The organism is Paraburkholderia sp. PGU19 (genome assembly GCF_013426915.1).
Lineage (GTDB): Bacteria > Pseudomonadota > Gammaproteobacteria > Burkholderiales > Burkholderiaceae > Paraburkholderia.
In genome coordinates, this window is the sequence record NZ_AP023179.1 from 3,159,167 (window position 1) to 3,182,232 (window position 23,066).

At 63.3% G+C, this 23,066-nt stretch carries 22 protein-coding genes; 12 read left to right on the forward strand and 10 right to left on the reverse strand.

Going from position 1 to position 23,066, the window contains the following annotated elements; all coding sequences use genetic code 11:
- Positions 1–26 precede the first annotated feature (26 nt).
- Positions 27–716 carry a DedA family protein gene (locus H1204_RS14335; RefSeq protein WP_180728832.1) on the reverse strand — a complete coding sequence of 230 codons (690 nt, stop codon included), beginning with the start codon at positions 714–716 and terminating at the stop codon, positions 27–29.
- A 210-nt stretch (positions 717–926) separates the two neighbouring features.
- On the opposite strand from H1204_RS14335, the gene mutL reads away from it, so the two are divergent.
- Together mutL and miaA are read left to right on the forward strand one after the other, a co-directional pair.
- Positions 927–3,023 (forward strand): DNA mismatch repair endonuclease MutL, encoded by a 2,097-nt coding sequence (gene mutL, locus H1204_RS14340; RefSeq protein WP_180728833.1) that lies wholly within the window; start codon positions 927–929, stop codon positions 3,021–3,023.
- A 58-nt stretch (positions 3,024–3,081) separates the two neighbouring features.
- Positions 3,082–4,032: a tRNA (adenosine(37)-N6)-dimethylallyltransferase MiaA gene (gene miaA / locus H1204_RS14345; RefSeq protein WP_180728834.1), complete on the forward strand. Its 951-nt coding sequence runs from the start codon at positions 3,082–3,084 to the stop codon at positions 4,030–4,032.
- A 270-nt stretch (positions 4,033–4,302) separates the two neighbouring features.
- On the opposite strand, the gene purM is transcribed toward miaA, so the two are convergent.
- Positions 4,303–5,370: a phosphoribosylformylglycinamidine cyclo-ligase gene (purM, locus tag H1204_RS14350; RefSeq protein WP_180728835.1), complete on the reverse strand. Its 1,068-nt coding sequence runs from the start codon at positions 5,368–5,370 to the stop codon at positions 4,303–4,305.
- Between the two features lie 97 nt (positions 5,371–5,467).
- Here purM and H1204_RS14355 point away from each other — a divergent pair, with 97 nt between their 5' ends.
- From H1204_RS14355 to H1204_RS52630, 8 genes are all read left to right on the forward strand, one after another.
- Positions 5,468–6,544, forward strand: coding sequence for an AI-2E family transporter (locus H1204_RS14355; protein WP_180728836.1), 1,077 nt, complete (start codon positions 5,468–5,470; stop codon positions 6,542–6,544).
- Between the two features lie 43 nt (positions 6,545–6,587).
- The gene (gene hda / locus H1204_RS14360) at positions 6,588–7,370 is read left to right on the forward strand and encodes a DnaA regulatory inactivator Hda (RefSeq protein WP_180728837.1); all 783 of its coding nucleotides are present in this window, start codon (positions 6,588–6,590) and stop codon (positions 7,368–7,370) included.
- The gene (locus H1204_RS14365; RefSeq protein WP_042313055.1) at positions 7,363–8,049 is read left to right on the forward strand and encodes an HAD family hydrolase; all 687 of its coding nucleotides are present in this window, start codon (positions 7,363–7,365) and stop codon (positions 8,047–8,049) included. The genes hda and H1204_RS14365 overlap by 8 nt, the downstream gene beginning before the upstream one ends.
- Positions 8,046–9,668 carry a polynucleotide adenylyltransferase PcnB gene (gene pcnB, locus H1204_RS14370; protein ID WP_180728838.1) on the forward strand — a complete coding sequence of 541 codons (1,623 nt, stop codon included), beginning with the start codon at positions 8,046–8,048 and terminating at the stop codon, positions 9,666–9,668. The genes H1204_RS14365 and pcnB overlap by 4 nt, the downstream gene beginning before the upstream one ends.
- Positions 9,669–9,716: 48 nt before the next feature.
- A complete protein-coding gene (gene folK / locus H1204_RS14375; RefSeq protein WP_180728839.1) occupies positions 9,717–10,280 on the forward strand; it encodes a 2-amino-4-hydroxy-6-hydroxymethyldihydropteridine diphosphokinase in 564 nt (187 codons plus the stop codon).
- 11 nt (positions 10,281–10,291) lie between these two features.
- Positions 10,292–10,972 carry a deoxynucleoside kinase gene (locus H1204_RS14380; RefSeq protein ID WP_180730968.1) on the forward strand — a complete coding sequence of 227 codons (681 nt, stop codon included), beginning with the start codon at positions 10,292–10,294 and terminating at the stop codon, positions 10,970–10,972.
- 42 nt (positions 10,973–11,014) lie between these two features.
- Complete coding sequence (panB, locus tag H1204_RS14385) at positions 11,015–11,830, forward strand: 3-methyl-2-oxobutanoate hydroxymethyltransferase (protein WP_180728840.1); 816 nt, start codon at positions 11,015–11,017, stop codon at positions 11,828–11,830.
- A 157-nt stretch (positions 11,831–11,987) separates the two neighbouring features.
- Positions 11,988–12,119, forward strand: a complete 132-nt coding sequence (locus H1204_RS52630; protein ID WP_274608186.1) for a hypothetical protein — start codon at positions 11,988–11,990, stop codon at positions 12,117–12,119.
- Between the two features lie 33 nt (positions 12,120–12,152).
- Here H1204_RS52630 and pabB read toward each other — a convergent pair whose 3' ends face one another.
- The 5 genes from pabB to grpE all read right to left on the reverse strand — a co-directional run bounded on the left by pabB (position 12,153) and on the right by grpE (position 18,624).
- Positions 12,153–14,033, reverse strand: coding sequence for an aminodeoxychorismate synthase component I (gene pabB / locus H1204_RS14390; RefSeq protein WP_180728841.1), 1,881 nt, complete (start codon positions 14,031–14,033; stop codon positions 12,153–12,155).
- 24 nt (positions 14,034–14,057) lie between these two features.
- Positions 14,058–15,191 carry a molecular chaperone DnaJ gene (gene dnaJ / locus H1204_RS14395; RefSeq protein ID WP_180728842.1) on the reverse strand — a complete coding sequence of 378 codons (1,134 nt, stop codon included), beginning with the start codon at positions 15,189–15,191 and terminating at the stop codon, positions 14,058–14,060.
- Positions 15,192–15,445: 254 nt separating this feature from the next.
- On the reverse strand, positions 15,446–17,398 hold the full coding sequence (gene dnaK / locus H1204_RS14400; RefSeq protein ID WP_180728843.1) for a molecular chaperone DnaK: 1,953 nt from the start codon (positions 17,396–17,398) through the stop codon (positions 15,446–15,448).
- A gap of 183 nt (positions 17,399–17,581) precedes the next feature.
- Positions 17,582–18,004: a thioredoxin family protein gene (locus H1204_RS14405; RefSeq protein WP_180728844.1), complete on the reverse strand. Its 423-nt coding sequence runs from the start codon at positions 18,002–18,004 to the stop codon at positions 17,582–17,584.
- 17 nt (positions 18,005–18,021) lie between these two features.
- The gene (gene grpE, locus H1204_RS14410; protein ID WP_180728845.1) at positions 18,022–18,624 is read right to left on the reverse strand and encodes a nucleotide exchange factor GrpE; all 603 of its coding nucleotides are present in this window, start codon (positions 18,622–18,624) and stop codon (positions 18,022–18,024) included.
- A gap of 347 nt (positions 18,625–18,971) precedes the next feature.
- On the opposite strand from grpE, the gene H1204_RS14415 reads away from it, so the two are divergent.
- Entirely contained in the window at positions 18,972–19,133 is a 162-nt protein-coding gene (locus tag H1204_RS14415) for a hypothetical protein (protein ID WP_180728846.1), read from the forward strand.
- On the opposite strand, the gene H1204_RS14420 is transcribed toward H1204_RS14415, so the two are convergent.
- From H1204_RS14420 to hrcA, 3 genes are all read right to left on the reverse strand, one after another.
- Positions 19,111–19,512, reverse strand: coding sequence for an RNA-binding S4 domain-containing protein (locus H1204_RS14420; RefSeq protein WP_180728847.1), 402 nt, complete (start codon positions 19,510–19,512; stop codon positions 19,111–19,113). The two genes, H1204_RS14415 and H1204_RS14420, sit on opposite strands and share 23 nt — an antisense overlap.
- 75 nt (positions 19,513–19,587) lie before the next feature.
- Positions 19,588–20,658, reverse strand: a complete 1,071-nt coding sequence (gene hemH, locus H1204_RS14425) for a ferrochelatase (protein ID WP_180728848.1) — start codon at positions 20,656–20,658, stop codon at positions 19,588–19,590.
- Positions 20,659–20,807: 149 nt separating this feature from the next.
- Positions 20,808–21,827, reverse strand: coding sequence for a heat-inducible transcriptional repressor HrcA (hrcA, locus tag H1204_RS14430; protein WP_036002823.1), 1,020 nt, complete (start codon positions 21,825–21,827; stop codon positions 20,808–20,810).
- A 280-nt stretch (positions 21,828–22,107) separates the two neighbouring features.
- Between hrcA and H1204_RS14435 the strand changes: the two genes are divergently transcribed.
- Positions 22,108–23,010, forward strand: coding sequence for an NAD kinase (locus tag H1204_RS14435; RefSeq protein ID WP_180728849.1), 903 nt, complete (start codon positions 22,108–22,110; stop codon positions 23,008–23,010).
- The last annotated feature ends 56 nt before the right edge of the window (positions 23,011–23,066 follow it).

Sequence of the window (23,066 nt, forward strand, 5' to 3'; positions counted from 1 at the left end):
GTGCGGATGCCTGCTGTTCGCCCTCATCAATGCCCAGTGTTGTTACCGGCCGAGCGCTCCGGCTGACGCTTGCTGCGCATGATCTTCCACAACGCGCCGAGCGCGACGGGCACCACGGCGGCGCCGATACCGACCAGCACGATCACATTCAGATACTGGCGGATAAACGGAATATTGCCGAAGAAGAAACCCAGCAGCGTCAGAAGCAGCACCCAGAACAGCGCGCCTGCGACGTTGAAGAACTGGAACCGCTTGACGGTCATCTGCGACGCGCCCGCGACGAACGGCGCAAAGGTCCGCACGACGGGAATGAAACGCGCGAGCACGATAGTCTTGCCGCCGTGGCGCTCGTAGAAGTTGTGCGTCTTGCGCAGCGCCTCGCGATCGAGGAACCGTTCGAGCACGGGTATGTGCGAGTCGAACACCTTCGGCCCGATTGCGCGGCCAATCATGTAATTCACCGTGTTGCCGAGCACGGCCGCCACCAGCAGCAGCACGATCAGCAGCTCGATGTTCATTTCGCCCGTCGCGCAGAATGCGCCGCCGATGAACAGCAGCGAGTCGCCCGGCAGGAACGGCAGTACGACGAGGCCTGTCTCGCAGAACACGATGAGGAACAGTACCGCGTAGACCCACGCGCCGTACTGATGGATGAAGACTCCCAGAAACTTGTCGATGTGCAGGACAAGATTGACGAATTGCAGCAGCGTGTCCAAAGGGCGTCCTTTTAAAAGCAGATGGCTGGTATGACGGGGACGGCGGCCCGTCTCGTTCGGCGCGCCTCACGCAGATCACGGCAGTGACGAAGCGTTCCGAGGCAGGAAATTGACCGCGCCATGATACCGAAAGTGCCATGACGACCTTAAAAAATGTCGTCCGTTGTCTGCACGTTCAGACGATCTGCGACGAATCGCTATAATTTCGCCATGTCCGCGATCCCCGAATCTTCCGAAACGCGTGCCGACGCGCCCGCCGACGCATATGACGCGCCGAGTCCTGTGTCCGACCGCGACGCGAGCGCGGCCGAAAGCGCCCTTACGCCGCGTCCGCTGCGCGCGATCCAGCCGCTGCCCGACCAGCTGATCAGCCAGATCGCCGCGGGCGAAGTGGTCGAGCGGCCGGCGTCGGTTGTGAAGGAATTGCTCGAAAATGCGCTCGATGCGGGCGCGAAGACGCTGCGCATCCTGCTCGACGAAGGCGGCGTCAAGCGCATCTCGATCACCGACGACGGCTGTGGCATTCCCGAAGGCGAGCTCGCGCTCGCGCTGATGCGTCACGCGACCAGCAAGATCCGCTCGCTCGCCGAGCTCGAAGCCGTGGCGACACTCGGGTTTCGCGGCGAGGCGCTGGCGTCGATCGCGTCGGTGTCGGACATGCACATCACGAGCCGCACGGAGAACGATTCGCACGCGACGCGCATCGACGCGCAGACGGGCGCGCTATCGCCCGCTGCGGGCACGCGCGGCACGACGATCGAAGTGCGCGAGTTGTACTTCAATACGCCCGCGCGCCGCAAATTCCTCAAGAGCGAACAGACTGAACTCGGCCACTGCCTGGAGATGATCCGGCGCGCGGCGCTCGCGCGGCCCGATGTCGCGATTTCGGTGCTGCATAACGGCCGCGCCGTCGAACACTGGAACGCCAGCGATCCCGCCACGCGCGTCGCGAAGATTCTCGGCGAGACGTTCGCGACCGCGCATCTGCCGCTCGACGAATCGGCGGGACCGCTTGCCGTGTACGGCTGCGCCGGTCTGCCAACTGCGAGCCGCGGACGCGCCGATCAGCAGTATTTCTTCGTCAACGGCCGCTTCGTGCGCGACAAGTTGCTCACGCACGCTGTGCGTGCCGCGTACGAAGATGTGCTGCACGGCGACCGTTATCCGTCGTATGTGCTGTTCCTCGATCTGCCGCCCGAGGCCGTCGACGTGAACGTGCATCCGTCGAAGATCGAAGTGCGCTTTCGCGATTCGCGTTCGATTCACCAGTTCGTGTTCCATGCCGTGCAGCGATCGCTCGCGCGGCACGCGGGCGCATCGCCGGAAACGACGTCGGGTGGACATGCTGCGCGTATCGATCCGATGCCTTTTCCGACGGCGGCAACGCCTGCCACACCCGCATCATTTGGCTCGACGCCGCTAGGCGGCGGCTTCAGGGTCAGCAATGGCGGCAGTTCGCAGCCGGGCAACACCTGGCTGCGACAGGCGCGCATGACGCAAGGCACGCTGCCCGTCGCGCAGCCGCTCGCGCTTTACGACGCGTTGTTCGGCCGCAAGGACACGGGCGCGGGCACCCCGCAAGGCACGACGTCTTTTGAGCTGCGCGACGCGGCGGATTCCGTCGGGAATGATGGTGCGTCTGCGCCTGTCGCGGGTTTTGCTGGTTTCGCGGGTTTGGCGCCTCAGTCGGCCATCGCACCGCAGACTTTCGACGCGAACGACGAACAGCCGCTCGGCTTCGCGCTCGGCCAGATTCACGGTATCTACGTGCTTGCGCAGAACGCGCGCGGACTGGTGATCGTCGATATGCACGCAGCGCACGAGCGGATTCTGTATGAGCAGTTCAAGAACGCGCTCGTGGACCGCGCGATCGCTGTGCAGCCGCTGTTGATTCCCGTGTCGATGCCGGCTGACGGGATCGAGATCGGCGTCGTCGAAGAGGAGCGGGAGACGCTCGATGCCCTAGGCTTCGATCTGGCCGTGCTGTCGCCGACGACCATCGCGATTCGCGCCGTCCCCGCGCTGCTGAAGGATGCCGATTTGCAGGCGCTGGCGCGCGCGGTGCTGTCCGATCTGCACGCTTACGGCGGCTCGCTCGTGCTGACCGAGCGCCAGCACGAGCTGCTCGGCACGCTTGCCTGTCATCATGCCGTGCGCGCGAACCGGCGCCTCACGCTCGACGAAATGAATGCACTGCTGCGCCAGATGGAAGCAACGGAGCGCGCGGACCAGTGCAATCACGGGCGGCCGACGTGGTATCAGTTAACGCTCGCCGATCTCGATCGGCTGTTCATGCGCGGACAGTGAGCGGGTCCGTTTTGCACTTCCGCTTACGTTTGTCATCACGCCTGCCATCACGCCTTTCATGACGCAGCACGCACCCCAACCGATCGCCTGCCTGCTCGGCCCGACCGCTTCCGGCAAGACGGCGGCCGCATTGGCGTTCGCTGCGCGCGCGCCTGTGGAGATCGTCAGCGTCGATTCGGCGCTCGTGTATCGCGAGATGGATATCGGCACTGCGAAGCCGTCGGCGGAGGAACGCGCCGTCGCGCCTCACCATCTGATCGACATCGTCGATCCTGTCGATGCTTACTCAGCCGCCGATTTCCGCGCCGACGCGTTGCGACTGGTCGGCGAGATCGTTGCGCGCGGCAACGTGCCGTTGCTGGTGGGCGGCACGATGCTGTACTACAAGGCGTTGACGCAAGGGCTGAACGACCTGCCTGCCGCCGATGCCGACGTGCGTGCGACGCTCGATGCCGACGCTGCGCGCGAAGGCTGGCCTGCGTTGCATGCGCGTCTTTATGCCGTCGATCCCGTCACGGCCGCACGCCTCGCGCCGAACGATTCGCAGCGTATCCAGCGCGCACTCGAAGTGTTCATGCTGACGGGGCAACCGATGTCGGCGTTGCTCGCCGCGCCCGCGCGCGATGACGATGCAGCGCGGCTTTATCGATTCGTTCCGATCGCGCTGGAGCCGTCTGATCGAAGTGGGCTGCATGCGCGTATTGCGGCACGGTTTGATGCGATGCTTGCGGCTGGGTTTGTCGATGAGGTGAAGCGGCTGCGCGCGCGCGGGGATTTGCATCCGGGGTTGCCTTCCATGCGGTGTGTTGGGTATAGGCAGGCCTGGGAGTATCTCGACGGCGAAACCGATTACGACACCATGCGGGATAAAGGCGTCTTTGCGACGCGGCAGTTGTGTAAGAGGCAGCTTACGTGGCTGCGGGGTATGGCGGAGCGGGTTGTGGTGGATTGTTGTGGTGCTGATGCTACTTTGCTTGCCTTGCAGGCTATTGAACGAGTCGTTGGATGATTTTTTTGTCTGCGACGCGGGTGGGTTTCTCTTTGTGCGGGTATTTGCGTTTGCCTTCGCGGCGCGGGCGGTTTGGTTTTTTGCCTTTGCGCTGGCATCCGCGCTTTGCCTTCGTGCCTCATGCGTCGCCCCTGTGCGGGGCGGCACAACGCGGATGCCAGCGACAACACGAGTAAACCAAACCGCAACGCCACTAGCAAACCGCAAAAAACAAAAAAGCCGCCCAACTCCCGCCGGACGGCTTCCCAAAAACTCTGCCTGAAAGGCAACTCAAACCACTACAGTCTGCGCCTCGCCTTCTTTGCTCTCACGCACGACCCCGATCTTCCAGACCTGCTCGCCAGCGGCGGAAAGCAAGCCAATCGCCTTATCTGCGTCAGAAGCAGAAACAATCACAGCCATCCCAATCCCGCAATTGAACACGCGATGCATCTCCGCATCAGCCACACCGCCATGCTTCTGCAGCCAGGCGAACAGTGGCGGCAGCGGCCACGCACGATGATCCAGCTCGGCCGTCAGCCCATCCCTCAGCACGCGCGGAATATTCTCAACCAGACCGCCGCCCGTGATATGCGCCATACCCTTCACTTCAAGCTGCTGCATCAGCGCCAGCAAAGGCTTCACATAAATATGCGTAGGCGCCATCAACGCATCAGCAAGCGAACGCCCATCGAAATCAGCATTCAAATCCGGCTGAGCGCGCTCAATGACCTTCCGCACCAGCGAAAATCCATTCGAATGAATACCGCTCGACGCAAGACCCAGCACCACATCGCCCGGCACGATCTTGCTGCCGTCGATGATCTTGCTCTTTTCCACTGCGCCGACGGCAAAACCCGCCAGGTCATACTCGCCATCCGGATACATGCCCGGCATTTCAGCCGTTTCGCCGCCGATCAGCGCGCAACCGGCCAGCTCGCAGCCCTGCGCGATGCCCTTCACGACCGTCGCGGCCGTGCCGACGTCCAGCTTGCCGCACGCGAAGTAGTCGAGGAAAAACAGCGGCTCGGCACCCTGCACCAGAATGTCGTTCACGCTCATCGCGACGAGATCCTGGCCGACTGTGTCATGCTTGTTCAGCTGGAACGCCAGCTTCAGCTTCGTGCCGACGCCGTCCGTGCCCGATACGAGCACCGGCTCCTTGTACTTCTTCGGCACTTCGAACAGCGCGCCGAACCCACCGATGCCGCCCAGCACGCCGTCGCGCAGCGTCTTCTTGGCAAAGGGCTTGATCGCGTCGACAAGGGCGTCGCCCGCGTCGATGTCCACGCCCGCGTCGCGATACGACAAACCTTGGGCCGAATCAGGGGAATTCGGGGCGGATTTCGGTTGATTCATGGGGGAGGAGCTCGAAGGTCGGTAAAATGCGATTTTACCCGATGCCGGCCGCACGGCTGGAATTTGAGACGCCGACACGACACCTGGGAAACCCGCTTTGCAGCAAAACAGTCCGATCCTCACGCCGTATCAGCGCCGCGCCTTTATCTGGCTTGCCATTGCGCTTGCCGTCGGCATTCTGCTGTGGCTGTTGAGCCCCGTGCTCACACCGTTCCTGCTCGGCGCGATCCTCGCCTATATCCTGCAGCCCGGCGTCGCATGGATGACCCGCCGACGCGTTCCGCGCGGCATCGCCGCGCTGCTGATGATCCTGTTCTTCGCCTTGATCGTCACGCTGCTGGGGCTGCTCGTGCTGGGCGTCATCCAGAAGGAAGTGCCGCAACTCAAGCAGCAGGTGCCCTCGTTCTTCTCGCATCTGCACGGCTGGCTGCAGCCCAAGCTGGCGTTGCTGGGTATCATCGATCCGCTCGATTTCGCGAGCATCCGCGACGTGGTGATGGGTCAGCTCGAAGGCAGCGCGCAGACGGTCGTGCTGTATGCGTGGACCTCGATCCGCACCAGTTCGAACGTGATGATCACGGTGGTCGGCAACGTCGTGATGGTGCCGCTCGTGCTGTTCTATCTGCTGTACGACTGGAACGCGATGCTCGCGCGTCTTCGCGGCTTCATCCCGCGCCGCTTTTTCGCGAAGACGATTCATCTCGCGCGCGACATGGATCACATGCTGTCGCAATATCTGCGCGGCCAGTTGCTCGTGATGGGCGTGCTCGCCGTCTTCTATGCGGCTGCGCTGTATATCGCCGGGTTCGAGATCGCGCTGCCCGTGGGCATCTTCACGGGGCTCGCCGTGTTCATTCCGTATATCGGCTTCGCGACGGGCCTCGCGCTCGCGCTCCTCGCCGCGCTGCTGCAATTCGGCGACTGGTACGGGTTCGGCGCCGTCGCGGTGATCTACGGCATCGGTCAGATACTCGAAAGTTTTTTCCTGACGCCGCGGCTGGTCGGAGAACGGATCGGCCTGCATCCGCTCGCAGTAATCTTCGCGCTGCTCGCGTTCGGCCAGTTGTTCGGCTTTTTCGGCGTGCTGCTCGCGCTGCCCGTCAGCGCGATACTGTCTGTCGCATTCCGCGAGTTGCGGCAGAGTTATCTGTCCAGTTCGCTTTACAAGAACTGATCGCTTATCGGTTCGCATATCGGTCATTAACGGCTTATCTATTGTGTCGCGCCAATTGACGCTCGATCTCGGCACCCCGCCGCCATCGACATTCGACAACTTCTTCGCCGGCGCCAATGCCGAGCTGGTCACGCGCCTGCGCGAGCTGGACGTGGCGCTCGCGGCCGGCCCGGTCGCGGACCGCACGTTCTACGTCTGGGGCGAGACGGGCAGCGGCCGCACGCATCTGCTGGAGGCGCTCGTGCATGAAGCGCCGCCGGGCCACGCGCGCTACGCCGGCCCGCAGAGCAGCCTCGCGGCTTTCGACTTCGACCCTGCCGTCGCGCTGTATGCGGTCGACGACTGTGACCGCCTGTCTGGCGCGCAGCAGATCGCGATGTTCAACCTGTTCAACGAAGTGCGCGCCCATCCGACCAGTGCGCTCGTCGCCGCGGGCAACGCCGCGCCGATGGGCCTCGATGTGCGTGAAGACCTGCGCACGCGGCTCGGCTGGGGCCTCGTGTTCCATGTCGCGCCGCTCGCCGACGATGGCAAGGCGGCCGTTCTGAAGCGCGCGGCGCGCGAGCGCGGCATCAATCTCGCCGACGACGTGCCCGCCTACCTGCTCACCCATTTCCGCCGCGACATGCCGAGCCTGATGGCATTGCTCGACGCACTCGACCGCTTTTCGCTCGAACAAAAGCGTGCCGTCACGCTGCCGCTTTTGCGTACGATGCTCGCATCGCCCGATGGCGCCAGCACTGCGGGCGGCACGGTCGACGCCCCGCGTCGCGCGGCTGCCCAGGCCTCATCATCCGCTTCAAGTAAAATAGTCCCCCATGGCTAACCTCGCTCTCTTCGACCTCGATCACACGCTCATCCCCACCGACAGCGACCACGAATGGGGCCGCTTCATGGTGAAACTCGGTATTGTCGAAGCCGAAAGTTTCGCGCGTGAAAACGATCGCTTCTTTGCCGACTACAAGGCCGGCAAGCTCGACATTCATGCCTATCTGGTCGCGATGCTGACGCCGCTGGCGAAATACCCGCGCTCGCAGCTCAAAACGTGGCACGACCAGTACATGCATGAGGTCATCAAACCCGCCATCGTGCCCGCCGCGATGGAACTGGTGCGCAAGCATCGCGACGCGGGCGACCTGTGCTGCATGGTCACCGCGACCAACGAATTCATCACCGCGCCGATCGCCGAAGTCTTCGGCGTCGAGAAGCTGATCGCGTGCGAAGTGGAGACCATCGACGGTCATCCCGCATCGGACTACACCGGCTACCCGAAAGGCACGCCGAGCTACCGTGAAGGCAAGATCGTGCGCACGGAAGAATGGCTCGCGTCGATCGGTAAAACATGGTCGGACTTCGAACGCAGCTATTTCTACAGCGATTCGCATAACGACATCCCGCTGCTCGAAAAGGTCACCGACCCGATCGCGACCAACCCGGACGACACGCTACGCGCGCATGCTCAGAAGCATGGCTGGCGCATCCTCGAACTCTTTCAACCCTCGTGATCAAGAAACTCATTCGCAAGCTGTTCGGACAGGACGCAGAGCCCGCTGACGAAGTCACGCCGCCCGCAGAAGCAGACGACTACGCCGTCCCGGAAGAGCGCGCGCACACCAGCCGCGCACCCCGTACGTCATCGAAAGGCGGCGCTGCATCGTCGAAGGGCGGTACGCGCCGCAAGCCGGCCTCAGCGGCCGTCCCCGAGCCGGACGCGCCCGTCATCATCTCGTCGGACATTCACGGCATCGACCCGTCGCTGATTTCGCGCAACGCGATCCGCGTGACGGAAGGTCTGCAACAGGGAGGGTTTCGCGCGTTCATCGTCGGCGGCGCCGTGCGCGATCTGCTGCTCGGCATCGCGCCGAAGGACTTCGACGTCGCCACGGACGCCACGCCCGAACAGGTGCAGAAGCTGTTCCGCCGCGCGCGCATCATCGGGCGGCGCTTCCAGATCGTGCACGTGCAGTTCGGCCAGGAAATCATCGAGACATCGACCTTCCGCGCGCTCGTGGACGCCCCGCCCGCTGACGCCGACGCGCCACCGCCGCGCCGCCTGAAGCGCGACGAACTGGACCGACGCACGCATGCCGTCGATGCAAGCGGCCGCGTGCTGCGCGACAACGTCTGGGGCGAGCAGCACGAAGACGCCACGCGCCGCGACTTCACCGTCAACGCGATGTACTACGATCCCGCGACGCAAACCGTGCTCGACTATCACAACGGCATGGCCGATGTGCGCGCACGCTTGCTTCGCATGATCGGCGATCCGGCAACGCGCTATCGCGAAGACCCGGTGCGCATGCTGCGTGTCGTGCGCTTCGCCGCGAAGCTCGATTTCGATATCGACGAAGCGACGCGCGCGCCCATCACCGAACTCGCCGACCTCATCAACAACGTGCCCGCCGCGCGTCTGTTCGACGAGATGCTCAAGCTGCTGCTGTCGGGCCATGCGCTCGCGTGCCTGCAGCGGCTGCGCAAGGAAGGCTTGCATCACGGTCTGTTGCCGCTGCTCGACGTCGTGCTCGAACAGCCGCATGGCGAGAAGTTCATCACGCTCGCGCTGAACAACACCGACGCGCGCGTGCGCGCCGGCAAGCCGGTGTCGCCGGGCTTCCTGTTCGCCACGCTGCTGTGGCACGACATGCAGCAACGCTGGCAGCAGTACGAGGCGAACGGCGAGTTCCCGGTGCCCGCGCTACATCGTGCGATGGACGACGTGCTCGACATGCAGACCGAGAAGCTCGCCATCCACAAGCGCTTCTCGTCGGATATGCGCGAGATCTGGGGCCTGCAGCATCGCCTCGAAAAGCGCTCGGGCCGCAGCGCGCTGAAGTTGCTGGAACACCAAAGATTTAGAGCGGGGTATGATTTCCTCCTGTTGCGCTGCGAATCGGGCGAACTGGATGAGTCGGTCGGTTCGTGGTGGACGGAGTTCATCGAAGGAGACATCGCCGCGCGCGAAGCACTGCTTGCGCAAGGCGGGAAGGACCGGGCGCCCAGAAAACGACGGCGGCGTAGCAACAGCCGAAACCGCAGCAAACAGGGCGACGGAATGGAGGGCGGCACGGCTTCAGGAAACCGCGCAGCAGACGATGCGAGCCACGACAGCCCGCATGAGGACTGACGCATTCCCGGCGCGCGCCGTCGAACGCAAGTTGCAGGAAGTTATGCCATGACGGTTGCCTATCTCGGCCTCGGCGCGAATCTCGGGGACGCGCGCCAGACCCTGAAAGACGCGGTGGTGTGTCTCGCACAACAGCACACCGTCACCGTGCTCGCAAAATCGAGCCTTTATAGAACGGCCCCAATCGACGCAGGCGGCGACGATTACCTTAATCTCGTCGTCAAGCTCGACACCACGCTGCCCGTTCGCCATCTGCTCGCGCTGTGTCACAAGATCGAGCATCATTTCGGCCGTGAGCGTCCCTTTCGCAACGCGCCGCGCACGCTCGATCTCGACATCCTGCTGTTTGGCGAGCACGCCATCGACGAACCGGATCTGATCGTCCCGCATCCGCGCATGACGGAGCGTGCGTTCGTGCTCGTGCCGCTCGTCGAAATCGAACCCGCGCTGATCATTCCGCAACGCGGCCGCGCCGATGCATTTCTTGCAGCCGTCGCCGATCAGCGCATCGAAAAAATGAAATCTCCTTGCCAGTGCGTCGCACCCAACCCGGCCGATGCGATCCGCACGGATGACACCAGGAACGATACGCCCAAGGGCGGCTGCCCATGAACTCCCTACCGATGTCCGCCCCGCCGCTCACCGTTACGGCGCCACACTTGCGTCCGCCGCACGGCTATCTGACGATCGAAGGGCCGATCGGCGTCGGCAAGACGTCGCTTGCGCGCCGGCTCGCGCAACGCTGGTCGATGCACGAGTTGTTCGAGCGTCCGCAGGACAACCCGTTTCTCGAGCGCTTCTATCGCGACACGTCGCGCTATGCACTGCCCGCACAGCTGAGCTTCGCGCTGCAGCGCGCGCAGCAGGTGCAGGACATCAGCGCGCTGCGCACATCAGGCACGCCGCTCATCACCGATTTCATGACGCAGAAGAACGACATCTTCGCGCGTCTGACGTTACAGGACGACGAGTACCCGCTGTATCGCGCGCTCGCGGCGAAGCTGGATGTGCCTGGTCCGTCGCCGGATCTGATCATCTATCTGCAGGCGAGTCCCGAAGTGCTGTTCTCGCGCATTCAGAAGCGCGCGGTGCCGATGGAACTGCAGATTTCGGATGCATACCTGCGCTCGCTGTGCGACGCGTACAACGACTTCTTCTATCACTACGACGGCGCGCCCGTTCTCACGGTGAGCGCCGAACACCTGAATCCGCTCGAATCCGACGCTGACCTTGCTTTGCTCGTCGAACGCATCGAAACGATGCGCGGGCGCAAGGAATTCTTTGTCAAAGGCGGCACGCTATAGCGTCTGGCTGTAGCGTGTTGCCGCGTTCCCAATGGATCACCCATGACCTACTTGCAGGAGACGAGCCGCAGCGCCGTCACCGTCCCGAAACTCCAGGCGATGCGCGAAGCCGGTGACAAGATCGTGATGCTCACGTGCTACGACGCGAGCTTCGCGGCGCTGCTCGATCGCGCGGGTGTCGATTCGCTGCTGATCGGCGATTCGCTCGGCAACGTGCTGCAAGGCCAGAGCACGACACTGCCCGTCACGATCGACGAAATCGCCTATCACACGACCTGTGTCGCGCGCGCGAAGCCGTCGGCGCTGATCGTCGCCGACATGCCGTTCGGCACCTATGGCACGCCCGCCGACGCGTTCACGAACGCGGTCAAGCTGATGCAGGCAGGCGCGCAGATGGTGAAGCTCGAAGGCGGCGAATGGCTCGCGGACACGGTGCGCTTTCTGGTCGAGCGCGCGGTGCCCGTGTGCGGACACGTCGGGCTCACGCCGCAATCGGTGCACGCGTTCGGCGGCTTCAAGGTGCAAGGCAAGACGGAAGCGGGCGCGGCCCAGTTGCTGCGCGATTCGCGCGCGATGCAGGACGCGGGCGCGCAACTGCTGGTAATGGAAGCGATGCCGACGCTGCTCGCCGCCGAAGTCACGAAACAGTTGCGCATTCCGACGATCGGCATCGGCGCGGGCGTCGAGTGTTCGGGTCAGGTGCTGGTGCTGCACGACATGCTGGGCATTTTCCCCGGCAAGCGCCCGCGTTTCGTGAAAGATTTCATGCAGGGGCAGCCGAGCATTCTCGCCGCCGTCGAAGCGTACGTGCGGGCCGTCAAGGACGGTACGTTCCCGGGCCCTGAGCACACGTTCTGATTGATTCCGGCGGCGCTTCGATGCGCCGCTTTTTCATTGTGAATATGTGCGGAGCCGCGCAAACACTTTAAGACCGGTCCGATTCGACCTGCAATCGGTGTCGCCTATCTTCGTTCTCCTTTCAACGCGCTCAGCGCGCGCCAACGGAGATACGAACATGAGCCCCTCCTGCCTGATCGACGTCACGCGCATCCGTGACCACGGCAATCATCCCCACGAATACGACGCCACCTGGCATGCGCGCCTCGCCGCGTGGATCGGTCGCCTGTTTCACCGGCATCACATCTGATGCGCGTTCCTTCTACGTTGCCGGCTAAACCATTCAAACAATAATCCGCGCCGGCAACGCCCCACGCAGCGCATTGCAGAGTAGCAGCGCTTGCGCATTCAACACATCTTCCCGAGTCAGCACCCGTTCGCCGGCTTGCATGTCGGGATCGTCCAGCAGCACACCACGCATCACGCCCGGCAACACGCCCGACGACAACGGCGGCGTCCACCAGCGGCCATCCAGCATCACGAAAATGTTTGACCGGCCGCCCTCGGTCAGCTCGCCGCGTTCGTTGAAGAACAACGTGTCGAACGCATCGTGCGATTCGGCTTCGCGCCAGCCACGATCGTATTCCGCGCGCCGCGTTGTCTTGTGCAGCAGCAGCGGATCGGTTGCCTGCATCGTCGCGAAACCGTGATCGGGGCCGAGCAGCACGCCGACCACGTCTTCCGTCAGCGGCACGAGCGGCGCAAACGTGATTTCCGCCGCGCCAGCCTTGTCCAGCGTCAGCCGCATCCGGTGCGGCGTGGCGTTGCGCAGCGCCGCGCATTGCGCGACGAGCTGCGCGCGCACGCTCTCTTCGTCAAACGCGAAGCCTAGCCACCGGGCACTATGGCCAAGCCGCGCGAGATGCCGGTCGAAATGCCGCGCGCCGCCTTCACGCGTCGCATACATCGTTTCGAATAGCTGGAAGCCCGGGTCGGCTTCCGTCAGGAAACGCGCTTTCAATTTGCACTCCGCGTATTCGTCCTGCGCCACGCTATCGAGCACGATGCCCGCGCCGATGCCCATTTCGCCATGCCGTGCGCCGTCCGGTGTGACGGCGCCGAGCGTCAGCGTGCGGATCGCCACCGACAGACAAAAATCGCCGCACTGCTTGCCGACTGTCTCGCCGAGATCTGGCTGCGCGTCGAGCCAGCCGATTGCGCCCGTGTACAGCCCGCGCGGCGTGGACTCGAGTTGCTCGATCAACTGCATGGTCTTGTGCTTGGGCGCGCCCGTGATCGAGCCGCACGGAAACAGCGCGCGCAGCACCTCGGCAAACGACGTGCGCGGCTGCAACGTCGCCGTCACGGTCGACGTCATCTGCCACAACGACTGATACGGCTCGATCGAAAACAGCGCGGGCGTTTTCACCGTGCCGGTTTCCGCGATCCGCGACAGATCGTTGCGCAGCAGATCGACGATCATCACGTTTTCCGCGCGGTTCTTCGGGTCGCTGGCAAGGAACTCGGCAGCCGCGCGATCCTGCTGCGCGTCCGACGAACGCGGCGCGGTGCCCTTCATTGGCCGTGTGCGCAGCGAAGCGCCCTTCTTCTCGACGAACAGCTCCGGCGAGCACGACACGACCCAGCGGTCGTCGGGCAATGCGATCAGCGCGCCGTAGTGAACCGACTGCCGCGCGCGCAGCCGCCGGAATAGCGCGGCGGGCGTGCCGAACACGTCGAAATATAGCCGGTAGGTGTAGTTGATCTGATAGGAGTCGCCGGCGCGCAGCGCGTCGTGAATCGCGCCGATGGCCTGCGTGAACTGCGTTTCGTCGACGCTCGCATGAACGCCGCCGATGCCCGCCACAGAAGGCTCGACGGCCGCGCTGTCGTAGAGCGCGAGCCATGTGTCGACCTCGTCGCGCGACATCTTCCGGCACGTCTCGAACAATAAAAAACGCAGCGTGCCACTCGCACGCTGCGTCTTCTGCTGCAAAGCCTGTCCAAATTCGTAGTCGGCCAGCACGACGGCGAACAGCCCGCTATCGATATCAGCCGAAGCCGCCTCGCAGACGGCGTCCAGCTGCGCGCGGTCGGTGCAAACGTGCTCGCGACGAAACCCCGTGTACAGCCGGCTCGAACAGCGACTCGTAGTCGAGTCGCAGTCGTCCAGCAACGCGAACACGGAGCTTCCTTCGTGAGCCGCTGTTTCCTGAGCCGCCATGCATGCCGCCAACTTCAGAACGCGTTAATCGAAAAAGCTCTTGACGCGGTCGAACCAGCTTTTGCTCTGCGGGCTATGACGCGCGCCGCCTTCCACAAGCGACTTCTCGAACTGCTGCAGCAGGTCGCGCTGCGAATCCGTGAGCTTGACGGGCGTTTCCACCTGAACATGCACGTATAGATCACCCGCGATGCTCGAACGCAAACCCTTGATGCCCTTGCCGCGCAACCGGAACGTCTTGCCCGACTGCGTGCCTTCCGGCACTGTAAAGCTCGCGCGGCCAGCAAGCGTCGGCACTTCGATCTCGCCGCCCAGCGCCGCCTTCGTGAACGGAATCGGCATCTGGCAATGCAGATCGTCGCCGTCGCGCTCGAATACAGCGTGCGCCTTGATGTGAATCTCGACGTACAGGTCGCCCGACGGACCGCCGTTGATGCCCGGCTCGCCGTTGCCAGCCGAACGGATGCGCATGCCGTCGTCGATGCCCGCCGGAATCTTCACTTCCAGCGTCTTGGTTTCCTTGGTCTTGCCCGCGCCGTGGCAGTGCGTGCAAGGCTCGGGGATGTAGGTGCCCGTGCCGTGACACTTCGGACACGTCTGCTGGATGCTGAAGAAGCCTTGCGACATCCGCACCGCGCCCGAGCCGTTACAGGTCGGACAGGTTTCCGGCTTCGTGCCCGGCTTGGCGCCCGAACCGTGACAGATTTCACACGACGCCCAGCTCGGCACGCGGATCTGCGTGTCGTAGCCGTGCGCAGCCTGCTCGAGCGTGATTTCCATGCTGTAGCGCAGATCGGCGCCGCGATACACCTGCGGGCCGCCGCGGCCGCCGCGGCCACCGGCTGCTGCCTGGCCGAAGATGTCGCCGAAGATGTCGCCGAATGCATCGGCAAAACCGCCGAAACCCTGGGCGCCCGCACCCGCCATGTTCGGATCGACGCCAGCGTGGCCGTACTGGTCGTACGCTGCACGCTTTTGCGAATCCGACAGCATTTCATAGGCTTCCTTCACCTCTTTGAAATGCTCTTCCGCATCCTTGTTGCCCGGATTGCGGTCAGGGTGGTGCTTCATCGCGAGCTTGCGATAAGCCTTCTTGATTTCGTCGTCGCTCGCGTTCTTTGCAACGCCCAGAATCTCGTAGTAATCCCGTTTCGCCATATCGGTTCAACGCCATCCGCGCAGTGCGGCGCGGCGGCTCCTCTTGAATGCTGGAGTCTCGCGACTCGTAAGGCTCTGGCCTCGACCGCAATTACGGGTCAAAAGCCGCGCCCTCCATAAAACAAATGTGCCCGGAGAGCCGAAAGGCTCGCCAGGCGCGTGATCGGTTCAGACGCCGTGGAGGCGCTCAACCCTTTGCAGCCGGGCTGCGCACGGATGACATGCGCAGCCTTGCGGTCAGATAGCAACCCGGCTTAGTCCTTCTTCACTTCCTTGAACTCGGCGTCGACGACGTCGTCGGCCTGCTGGCTTTGGCCCGCTGCCGCTGCTTCCGCACCGGCTGCGCCCGCACCTGCCGCGCCCGCTGCACCTTGCGCCTGCATGTCGGCGTACATCTTTTCGCCGAGCTTCTGCGACGCCGTTGCAACCGTCTCGATCTTGGCTTCGATCGCTGCCTTGTCGCTCGAGCCGCTCTTCAGCGTTTCTTCGAGATCCTTCAGCGCGGCTTCGATCTTTTCCTTCTCGCCCGCGTCCAGCTTGTCGCCGTACTCGGTGAGCGCCTTCTTCGTGCTGTGGACCAGCGCATCGCCCTGGTTGCGGGCGTCGGCCAGTTCACGCAGCTTGTGATCTTCTTCCGCGTTCGCTTCCGCGTCCTTCACCATCTTTTCGATTTCGGCTTCCGACAGACCCGAGTTCGCCTTGATCGTGATGCGGTTTTCCTTGCCCGTCGCCTTGTCCTTCGCGCCGACGTGCAGAATGCCGTTCGCGTCGATGTCGAAGCTCACTTCGATCTGCGGCACGCCGCGCGGTGCGGGCGGAATGCCTTCCAGGTTGAACTCGCCCAGCAGCTTGTTACCCGCCGCCATTTCGCGCTCGCCCTGGAACACCTTGATCGTCACGGCGCCCTGATTGTCGTCCGCCGTCGAATACACCTGGGCGTGCTTGGTCGGGATCGTGGTGTTCTTGTTGATCATCTTCGTCATCACGCCGCCGAGCGTTTCAATGCCCAGCGACAGCGGCGTCACGTCCAGCAGCAGCACGTCCTTGCGGTCGCCCGACAGCACCTGGCCTTGAATCGCCGCGCCGACAGCAACGGCTTCGTCCGGGTTCACGTCGCGGCGCGGGTCCTTGCCGAAGAACTCCTTGACCTTCTCCTGCACCTTCGGCATACGCGTCTGGCCGCCGACGAGAATCACGTCGTCGATTTCGCCGACCTTCACGCCCGCATCCTTGATCGCGACGCGGCACGGCTCGATGGTGCGCTCGATCAGGTCTTCGACCAGCGCTTCCAGCTTGGCGCGCGTGATCTTCAGGTTCAAGTGCTTCGGACCCGATGCGTCCGCCGTGATGTACGGCAGGTTGATTTCCGTCTGCTGACCCGACGACAGTTCGATCTTCGCCTTTTCAGCCGCTTCCTTCAGGCGTTGCAGCGCGAGCACGTCCTTCGACAGATCGACGCCTTGCTCTTTCTTGAACTCGCCGATGATGTAGTCGATGATGCGCTGGTCGAAGTCTTCACCGCCGAGGAACGTGTCGCCGTTCGTCGACAGCACTTCGAACTGCATTTCGCCGTCCACGTCCGCGATTTCGATGATCGAGATGTCGAACGTGCCGCCGCCCAGGTCGAACACCGCGATCTTGCGGTCGCCCTTTTCAGCCTTGTCCAGACCGAACGCGAGCGCAGCCGCCGTCGGTTCGTTGATGATCCGCTTCACGTCCAGACCGGCGATGCGGCCTGCGTCCTTCGTAGCCTGACGCTGGCTGTCGTTGAAGTACGCCGGGACCGTGATGACGGCTTCCGTGACCGTCTCGCCGAGATAGTCTTCGGCCGTTTTCTTCATCTTGCGCAGCACTTCGGCGGAAATCTGCGACGGCGCGAGCTTTTGCCCATGCGCTTCGACCCAGGCGTCGCCGTTGTCGTGCTTAACGATCTTGTAGGGCATCAGGCCGATGTCCTTCTGCACTTCTTTTTCTTCGAAGCGGCGGCCGATCAGGCGCTTGACCGCGTACAGCGTGTTCTTCGGGTTGGTAACCGATTGACGCTTGGCAGGCGCGCCGACCAGGACTTCGTTGTCGTCCATGTAAGCGATGATCGACGGCGTGGTGCGTGCACCTTCCGAATTCTCGATCACCTTGACCTGATTGCCTTCCATCAGCGCCACGCACGAATTGGTGGTGCCGAGGTCGATGCCGATGATTTTGCCCATTTTTACTAATCTCCTGACTTTGATCGCTGCGGGCATCGCTGGCTGACCCATCCGGCCACCGGGCGTCCCGCCCCTGAATTTCATCCTGCACTCAACATAAGTGCAGTCGCATCGTTTTCAAGACCCTTAATGCGATACGGTCATTAAATTTTTTCAATCGGCCTAGGCGCCGATTGGACCCGCTCACCCTGCGCCCGCCGCCCCTGCTCCGGGCGGGTCTACGCTGGCCGCGCGGATTTTCTCACGCGCCGCGGCGACTGCCGCTTCGAATTGCGCCAGTCCATGCCAGCCCGTCGCCCGCCCGAGGCGCTTGCCCCGGTGAAAGAAGAACCACGTCGGCACGCCATGCAGCACAAAGCGCCGGCCCAGTTCGCGATGCTCGTACACATTGCTGTGAAACCAGCGCAGGCCGAGCGCACGGATCGCGTCCGGCTGCGCGAGCATCGCCTTCTTTGCGATTTCGCAGTTGAAGCAGTCCAGCCCCCAGAAGAACACCACGGCCAGATCGTCGCCCGCCGACTGGATGCCGGCATCGAAGGTATCGGCCGTGAGTGCCTGCATGTCGAAGACCGCGAACGCGGTGCTGTCGACGGGAATGCTGGCCATTACGATACGAGCGCCGCTTACTTCGGGGCCGCGACCGTGACCAGCGCCGGACGCAGCACGCGGTCGGCGATCACATAGCCCTTTTGCAGCACGGCGACCACGGTGTTCGGCTCCTGATCGGCCGGGACCATCGAAATGGCCTGATGGCGATGCGGATCGAACTTCTCGCCAACGGGATTGAGAGCAACAACCTTGCCCTTCTCCAGCGCGCCCGTCAGCTGGCGCAGCGTCAGCTCGACGCCTTCGCGGACCTTCACGAGATCGTCGGAGGAGTGCGTGACGGCCGCTTCGAGGCTGTCGACGACGGGCAGCAGATGTTCGGCAAAGCTCTCGATGGCGAACTTGTGCGCCTTCGTGACGTCTTCCTGACCGCGGCGGCGCACGTTCTCCGTCTCCGCTTTGGCGCGCAGGAAGTTTTCCTGCATTTCGGCCAGCTTCGCCTGCGTTTCGGCCAGCGCGGCCTCTACGCCGGACGTTTCGGCCTGCTGTTCGCCGGCAACCGTTTCCGGCTTCTGCGCCTGAGCCTGCGGCTCGCCCGGTGCGGCCTCTGCGGCCTGGCGCGCGGCTTCGTCGGCGGGCGTGGGATTCTGGCTCGTCGGATTCTCTTGCGTGTTTTCCATGTCGCTGAAATTCAAATAGATATGGCCAAGAAACGGCGGCAGTTTAACGGGACTCGCTCGATGAGCGTGGCGCCGATACAACATGCCGGCCGCGCATCAACGGTGCAAGTAAGGGTGCGCACGCCGTATTTCAAGGCTCCCGCCAATGCTTTTTGCACCGTGCAGGGGCCCGGAAATCTGGCGTAACAAGCATTTCGAGCGCGACATCATATTGAGATTGAGCGCGCTGCGCGAGTGTCCTAAACTCAACTTAACCGTCCGAAAAGACACGTTAACCCTAATCTGACGTACGGCTTACTACCAGCTGAATCGCCCGTTTCCGCTTGCAATCTCCATGGGGGAGTACCGTGAAACTGACCTTCGCTATATCGGTGGTCGCATTGGTACTCATCGCAGGCACCACGACCATCTGCATGTCCGGCGTCGTCAACGAACACACCACCGAATATGGTGGCGTTCATGCGACGATGGAACAGCTGTTCAACCCTAACGCGAAAATTTGTCGATGACGCGTCTATCGCGCTTGGTCGGCCGTCCGTGCAACTCGGCGGCTGGCTCGCGATAGGTCTTGCGCCGCTCGTTCTCCTGCTGGCGCTTCTGCCTGCCCTCTTCGGTTTCCACGTAAAGCGTCTGCGCGACGCTCGCTGGCCCGCGCACGTCGCACACGCCGAGCACCTGGATCTGCCACACAATCCGCTCGATTTCGATCTCGACCAGATCGCCGACCCGCACATCCTTGGCCGGCTTCACCGTCGCGCCACCGATCCGCACCCGGCCCTTCTCGACGGCATCGGTTGCCAGCGAGCGCGTCTTGAAGAAGCGCGCCGCCCACAGCCATTTGTCGATGCGCAAGCGAGCGCCCGGTTCGGTAGAAATCTTGTAGTTCATCAGTCCTTCTTCAGGCGTTCCCAGACGCCATGAGCCGATATACGAATGCAGATTGCATGCCGGACCCGGAAAAATTCACGCAACGGACGCGCTTTGCGGCGCGCTCACCTGCACCGGCCAGCCTTGCAGATGCTGCGCGACGATCTCGCCGAGCGCCGCAACCCACGCTGTCGACGCGTTCAGGCAGGGAATGGCGTGAAAAACTTTCCCGCCCGCGTGCACGAATTCGTCGCGCACTTCCATGCCGATTTCCTCGATCGTCTCCAGACAATCCGCCGTGAAGCCCGGACAGAACACGTCCGCGCGATGCACACCCGCCGCGCCGAGCTCCTTGAGCGTCGGCGCCGTATAAGGCTGCAGCCATTCGGCCTTGCCAAAGCGCGACTGGAACGTCACGCGGCATTCCACCGTTGTGACCCCGAGCGCGTGCATCAGCAGCGACGCCGTCTGCTGACATTGCTCGTGATACGGATCGCCCAGGTCGAGCGTGCGCTTGGGCACGCCGTGAAAGCTCAGCACCAGTTTGTCGCCCGCCGCAAAGTCCGGGCGGCCGTGCGCATGCCAGTAATGGTTCACCTGCGCCGCGAGCGCCGAGATATAAGCGGGGTGATCCGCGTACTGGCGAACGGTGCGGATCTCCGGCTGGTTTCGCATGCGCTTGAGCGCGGCGAACGCGTCGTCGAACGCCGTGGCCGTGGTCGACGACGAATATTGCGGATACATCGGCATCAGCAGGATGCGTTCTGCGCCCGCCAGCTTCAGCTGGTTGAGCATGGCGGGAATGCCCGGCGTGCCGTAACGCATCGCGTAATCGACGATCACGGTGTAGTCGTTCAGGTGCAGCAGATGCCGCAGCCCTTCCACCTGCTTTTCCGTATGCACGCGCAGCGGCGAGCCTTCAGGCATCCAGACGGCCGCGTACTTCTTCGCCGAGGCCACGCCGCGAAACGGCAGGATCAACAAACGCAGGATGATTTGCCACACGAACGACGGAATCTCGACCACGCGCGGATCGGACAGAAACTGCGCGAGATAGCGCCGCACGGCGCGGGGCGTCGGCGCATCGGGCGTGCCGAGATTAATCAGCAACACCGCGACACGATGTGCCGCGGCATTCTGCGAGGGCCGCTCGAGATCGAAGCGCATAGGCAAAGGGAAGAGCCGTGCAAGCGCGCGGCACGTAATGAATCGGGAAGCCCATTATAGCGGCGCGGTCTGCCGCCGATACCTGGCCGTTCGGCCAATTGGCACGGCGAAAAACGCCGCGCATGATGATCACCATGCCGAGTTCAACGCTAGCCCTGGCTGAGCGTCATTGAAAGCAGGCGCGCGGTGATGTCGACGATGGGAATGACGCGGTTGTACGCCATGCGCGTCGGGCCGATCACGCCGAGCGTGCCGACGATCTTGCCGTTGACTTCGTACGGTGCCGTCACCACGCTCATTTCCTCGATCGGGACGAGGTTCGATTCGCCGCCAATGAAAATCTGCACGCCTTGCGCGTGGCTCGACACATCGAGCAACTGAAGGAGACTCGTCTTTTGATCGAATACATCGAACAGCTTGCGCAGCCGCGCCATGTCCGACGAAAGGTCGGCCACTTCGAGCAGATTGCGCTCGCCGGAAATCAGCACGGTTTCGCCCGTATCCGTGACGTCCGTACTCGCGGTGACGGCTGCGTGCATCAGCGTGGTCATGTCGCCGCGCAGTTCGTCGATTTCTTCGCGCAGACGCAGACGCACCTCGTCGAACGACAGGCCCGCGAAGTGCGCGTTGATGTAATTGGATGCCTCGGTGAGCTGCGACGGCGAGAAATCGCGCTGCGTCGCCATGATGCGGTTCTGCACGTCGCCTTCCGGCGTCACGATGATCAGCAGGATGCGTTTGTCGGACAGGCGCAGAAATTCGATCTGCTTGAACACATGGCTGCGGCGGGGCGTCAGGATCACGCCCGCGAACTGCGACAGGTTGGACAGCACGCTCGCGGCGGCCGCGACCACCTTCTGGGGCTCGCCCGGCTGCAGCGTGGTCTTCACCGCGCGCATCACGGCGTCTTCGTCGGCGGCCGACTCGACGGTGAGCATGGTGTCGACGAAAAGCCGGTAGCCTCGCGGCGTGGGAATGCGTCCCGCCGACGTATGCGGACTGATGACGAGCCCCAGCTCCTCCAGATCGGACATCACGTTGCGGATCGTCGCCGGGCTCAGTTCGAGCCCGGAGTACCGCGAGAGCGTGCGCGAGCCGACCGGCTGACCTTCGGCGATATACCGCTCGATCAGCGTTTTCAGAAGGGTTTGTGCGCGAGGATCTAGCATGGCGAAAAATTTTAGCGTAACCACCGCATCGCGGCGAGCGCGCGGCGGCACGCGGCGCCGCGGCTTGACAGCCGTGCGCGCCCTGCGCGGCACCCGCCCGCGCACAAGCCGCATCGCATGGATCCAGACAGTCGTCACATCTGCCATGAGGACTTCACCATTCTAACGATAATCGGGTGAAGGCTGGCCGGCATCGCGCGGCCGTCGCGTGTCAGCCCCGGCGGGCGTGCCGCCGCCTTCTACGGTTCTTTTCAGCTCGCACCTATGGTGTAATGCCGGCATGCAAGCTAACAGCCAGTTCAAGACCGTTGCGCTCGTCGGGCGCAGCAATACGCCGGGCATCGGGGAACCGCTGACCGCGCTCGCCGCGTGCATCGGCAAGCTCGGCTTCGACGTCGTGTTCGAGGCGGAAACCGCGCAGGAAATCGGCGCGTCGCAATGGCCCGCGCTGCGACCGGCGGAGATCGGCGCGCGCGCGGACGTTGCCATCGTGCTCGGCGGCGACGGCACGATGCTGGGCATCGGCCGGCAACTGGCGCCGTACAGAACGCCGCTGATCGGTATCAATCACGGCCGGCTGGGCTTCATCACCGACATCCCGATCACCGACATGCGCGAGATCATTCCTCAGATGCTGTCGGGCACCTTCGAGCGCGAGGAACGCGTGCTGCTCGAATCGCGGATCATGCGCGACGGCCAACCCATTTACCATGCGCTCGCCTTCAACGACGTCGTCGTGAACCGTTCGGGCTTTTCGGGCATGGCGGAACTGCGCGTCTCCGTGGACGGCCGCTTCATGTACAACCAGCGCTCGGACGGGCTGATCGTCGCGACGCCGACAGGCTCGACGGCTTATGCGCTGTCGTCGCAAGGACCGATTCTGCATCCGCAGCTGCAGGGCCTCGTGCTCGTGCCGATTGCGCCGCATGCGCTGTCGAACCGCCCTATCGTGATACCGGACGACTCCAAGGTCAGTATCCAGATCATCTCGGGCCGCGACGTCAACGTGAACTTCGACATGCAGTCGTTCACCGCGCTGGAGCTGAACGACACGATCGACGTGCGCCGCTCACGCCATACGGTGCCTTTCCTGCATCCCGTCGGCTACAGCTACTACGCGACGTTGCGCAAGAAGCTGCACTGGAACGAATATCCGTCGCACGAAGACGATCCAAGCGACTGAATGCTCGCCAGCGCCGCCTGCTGCAAGTCCGAGCGTAACGACAACACCACACCAAC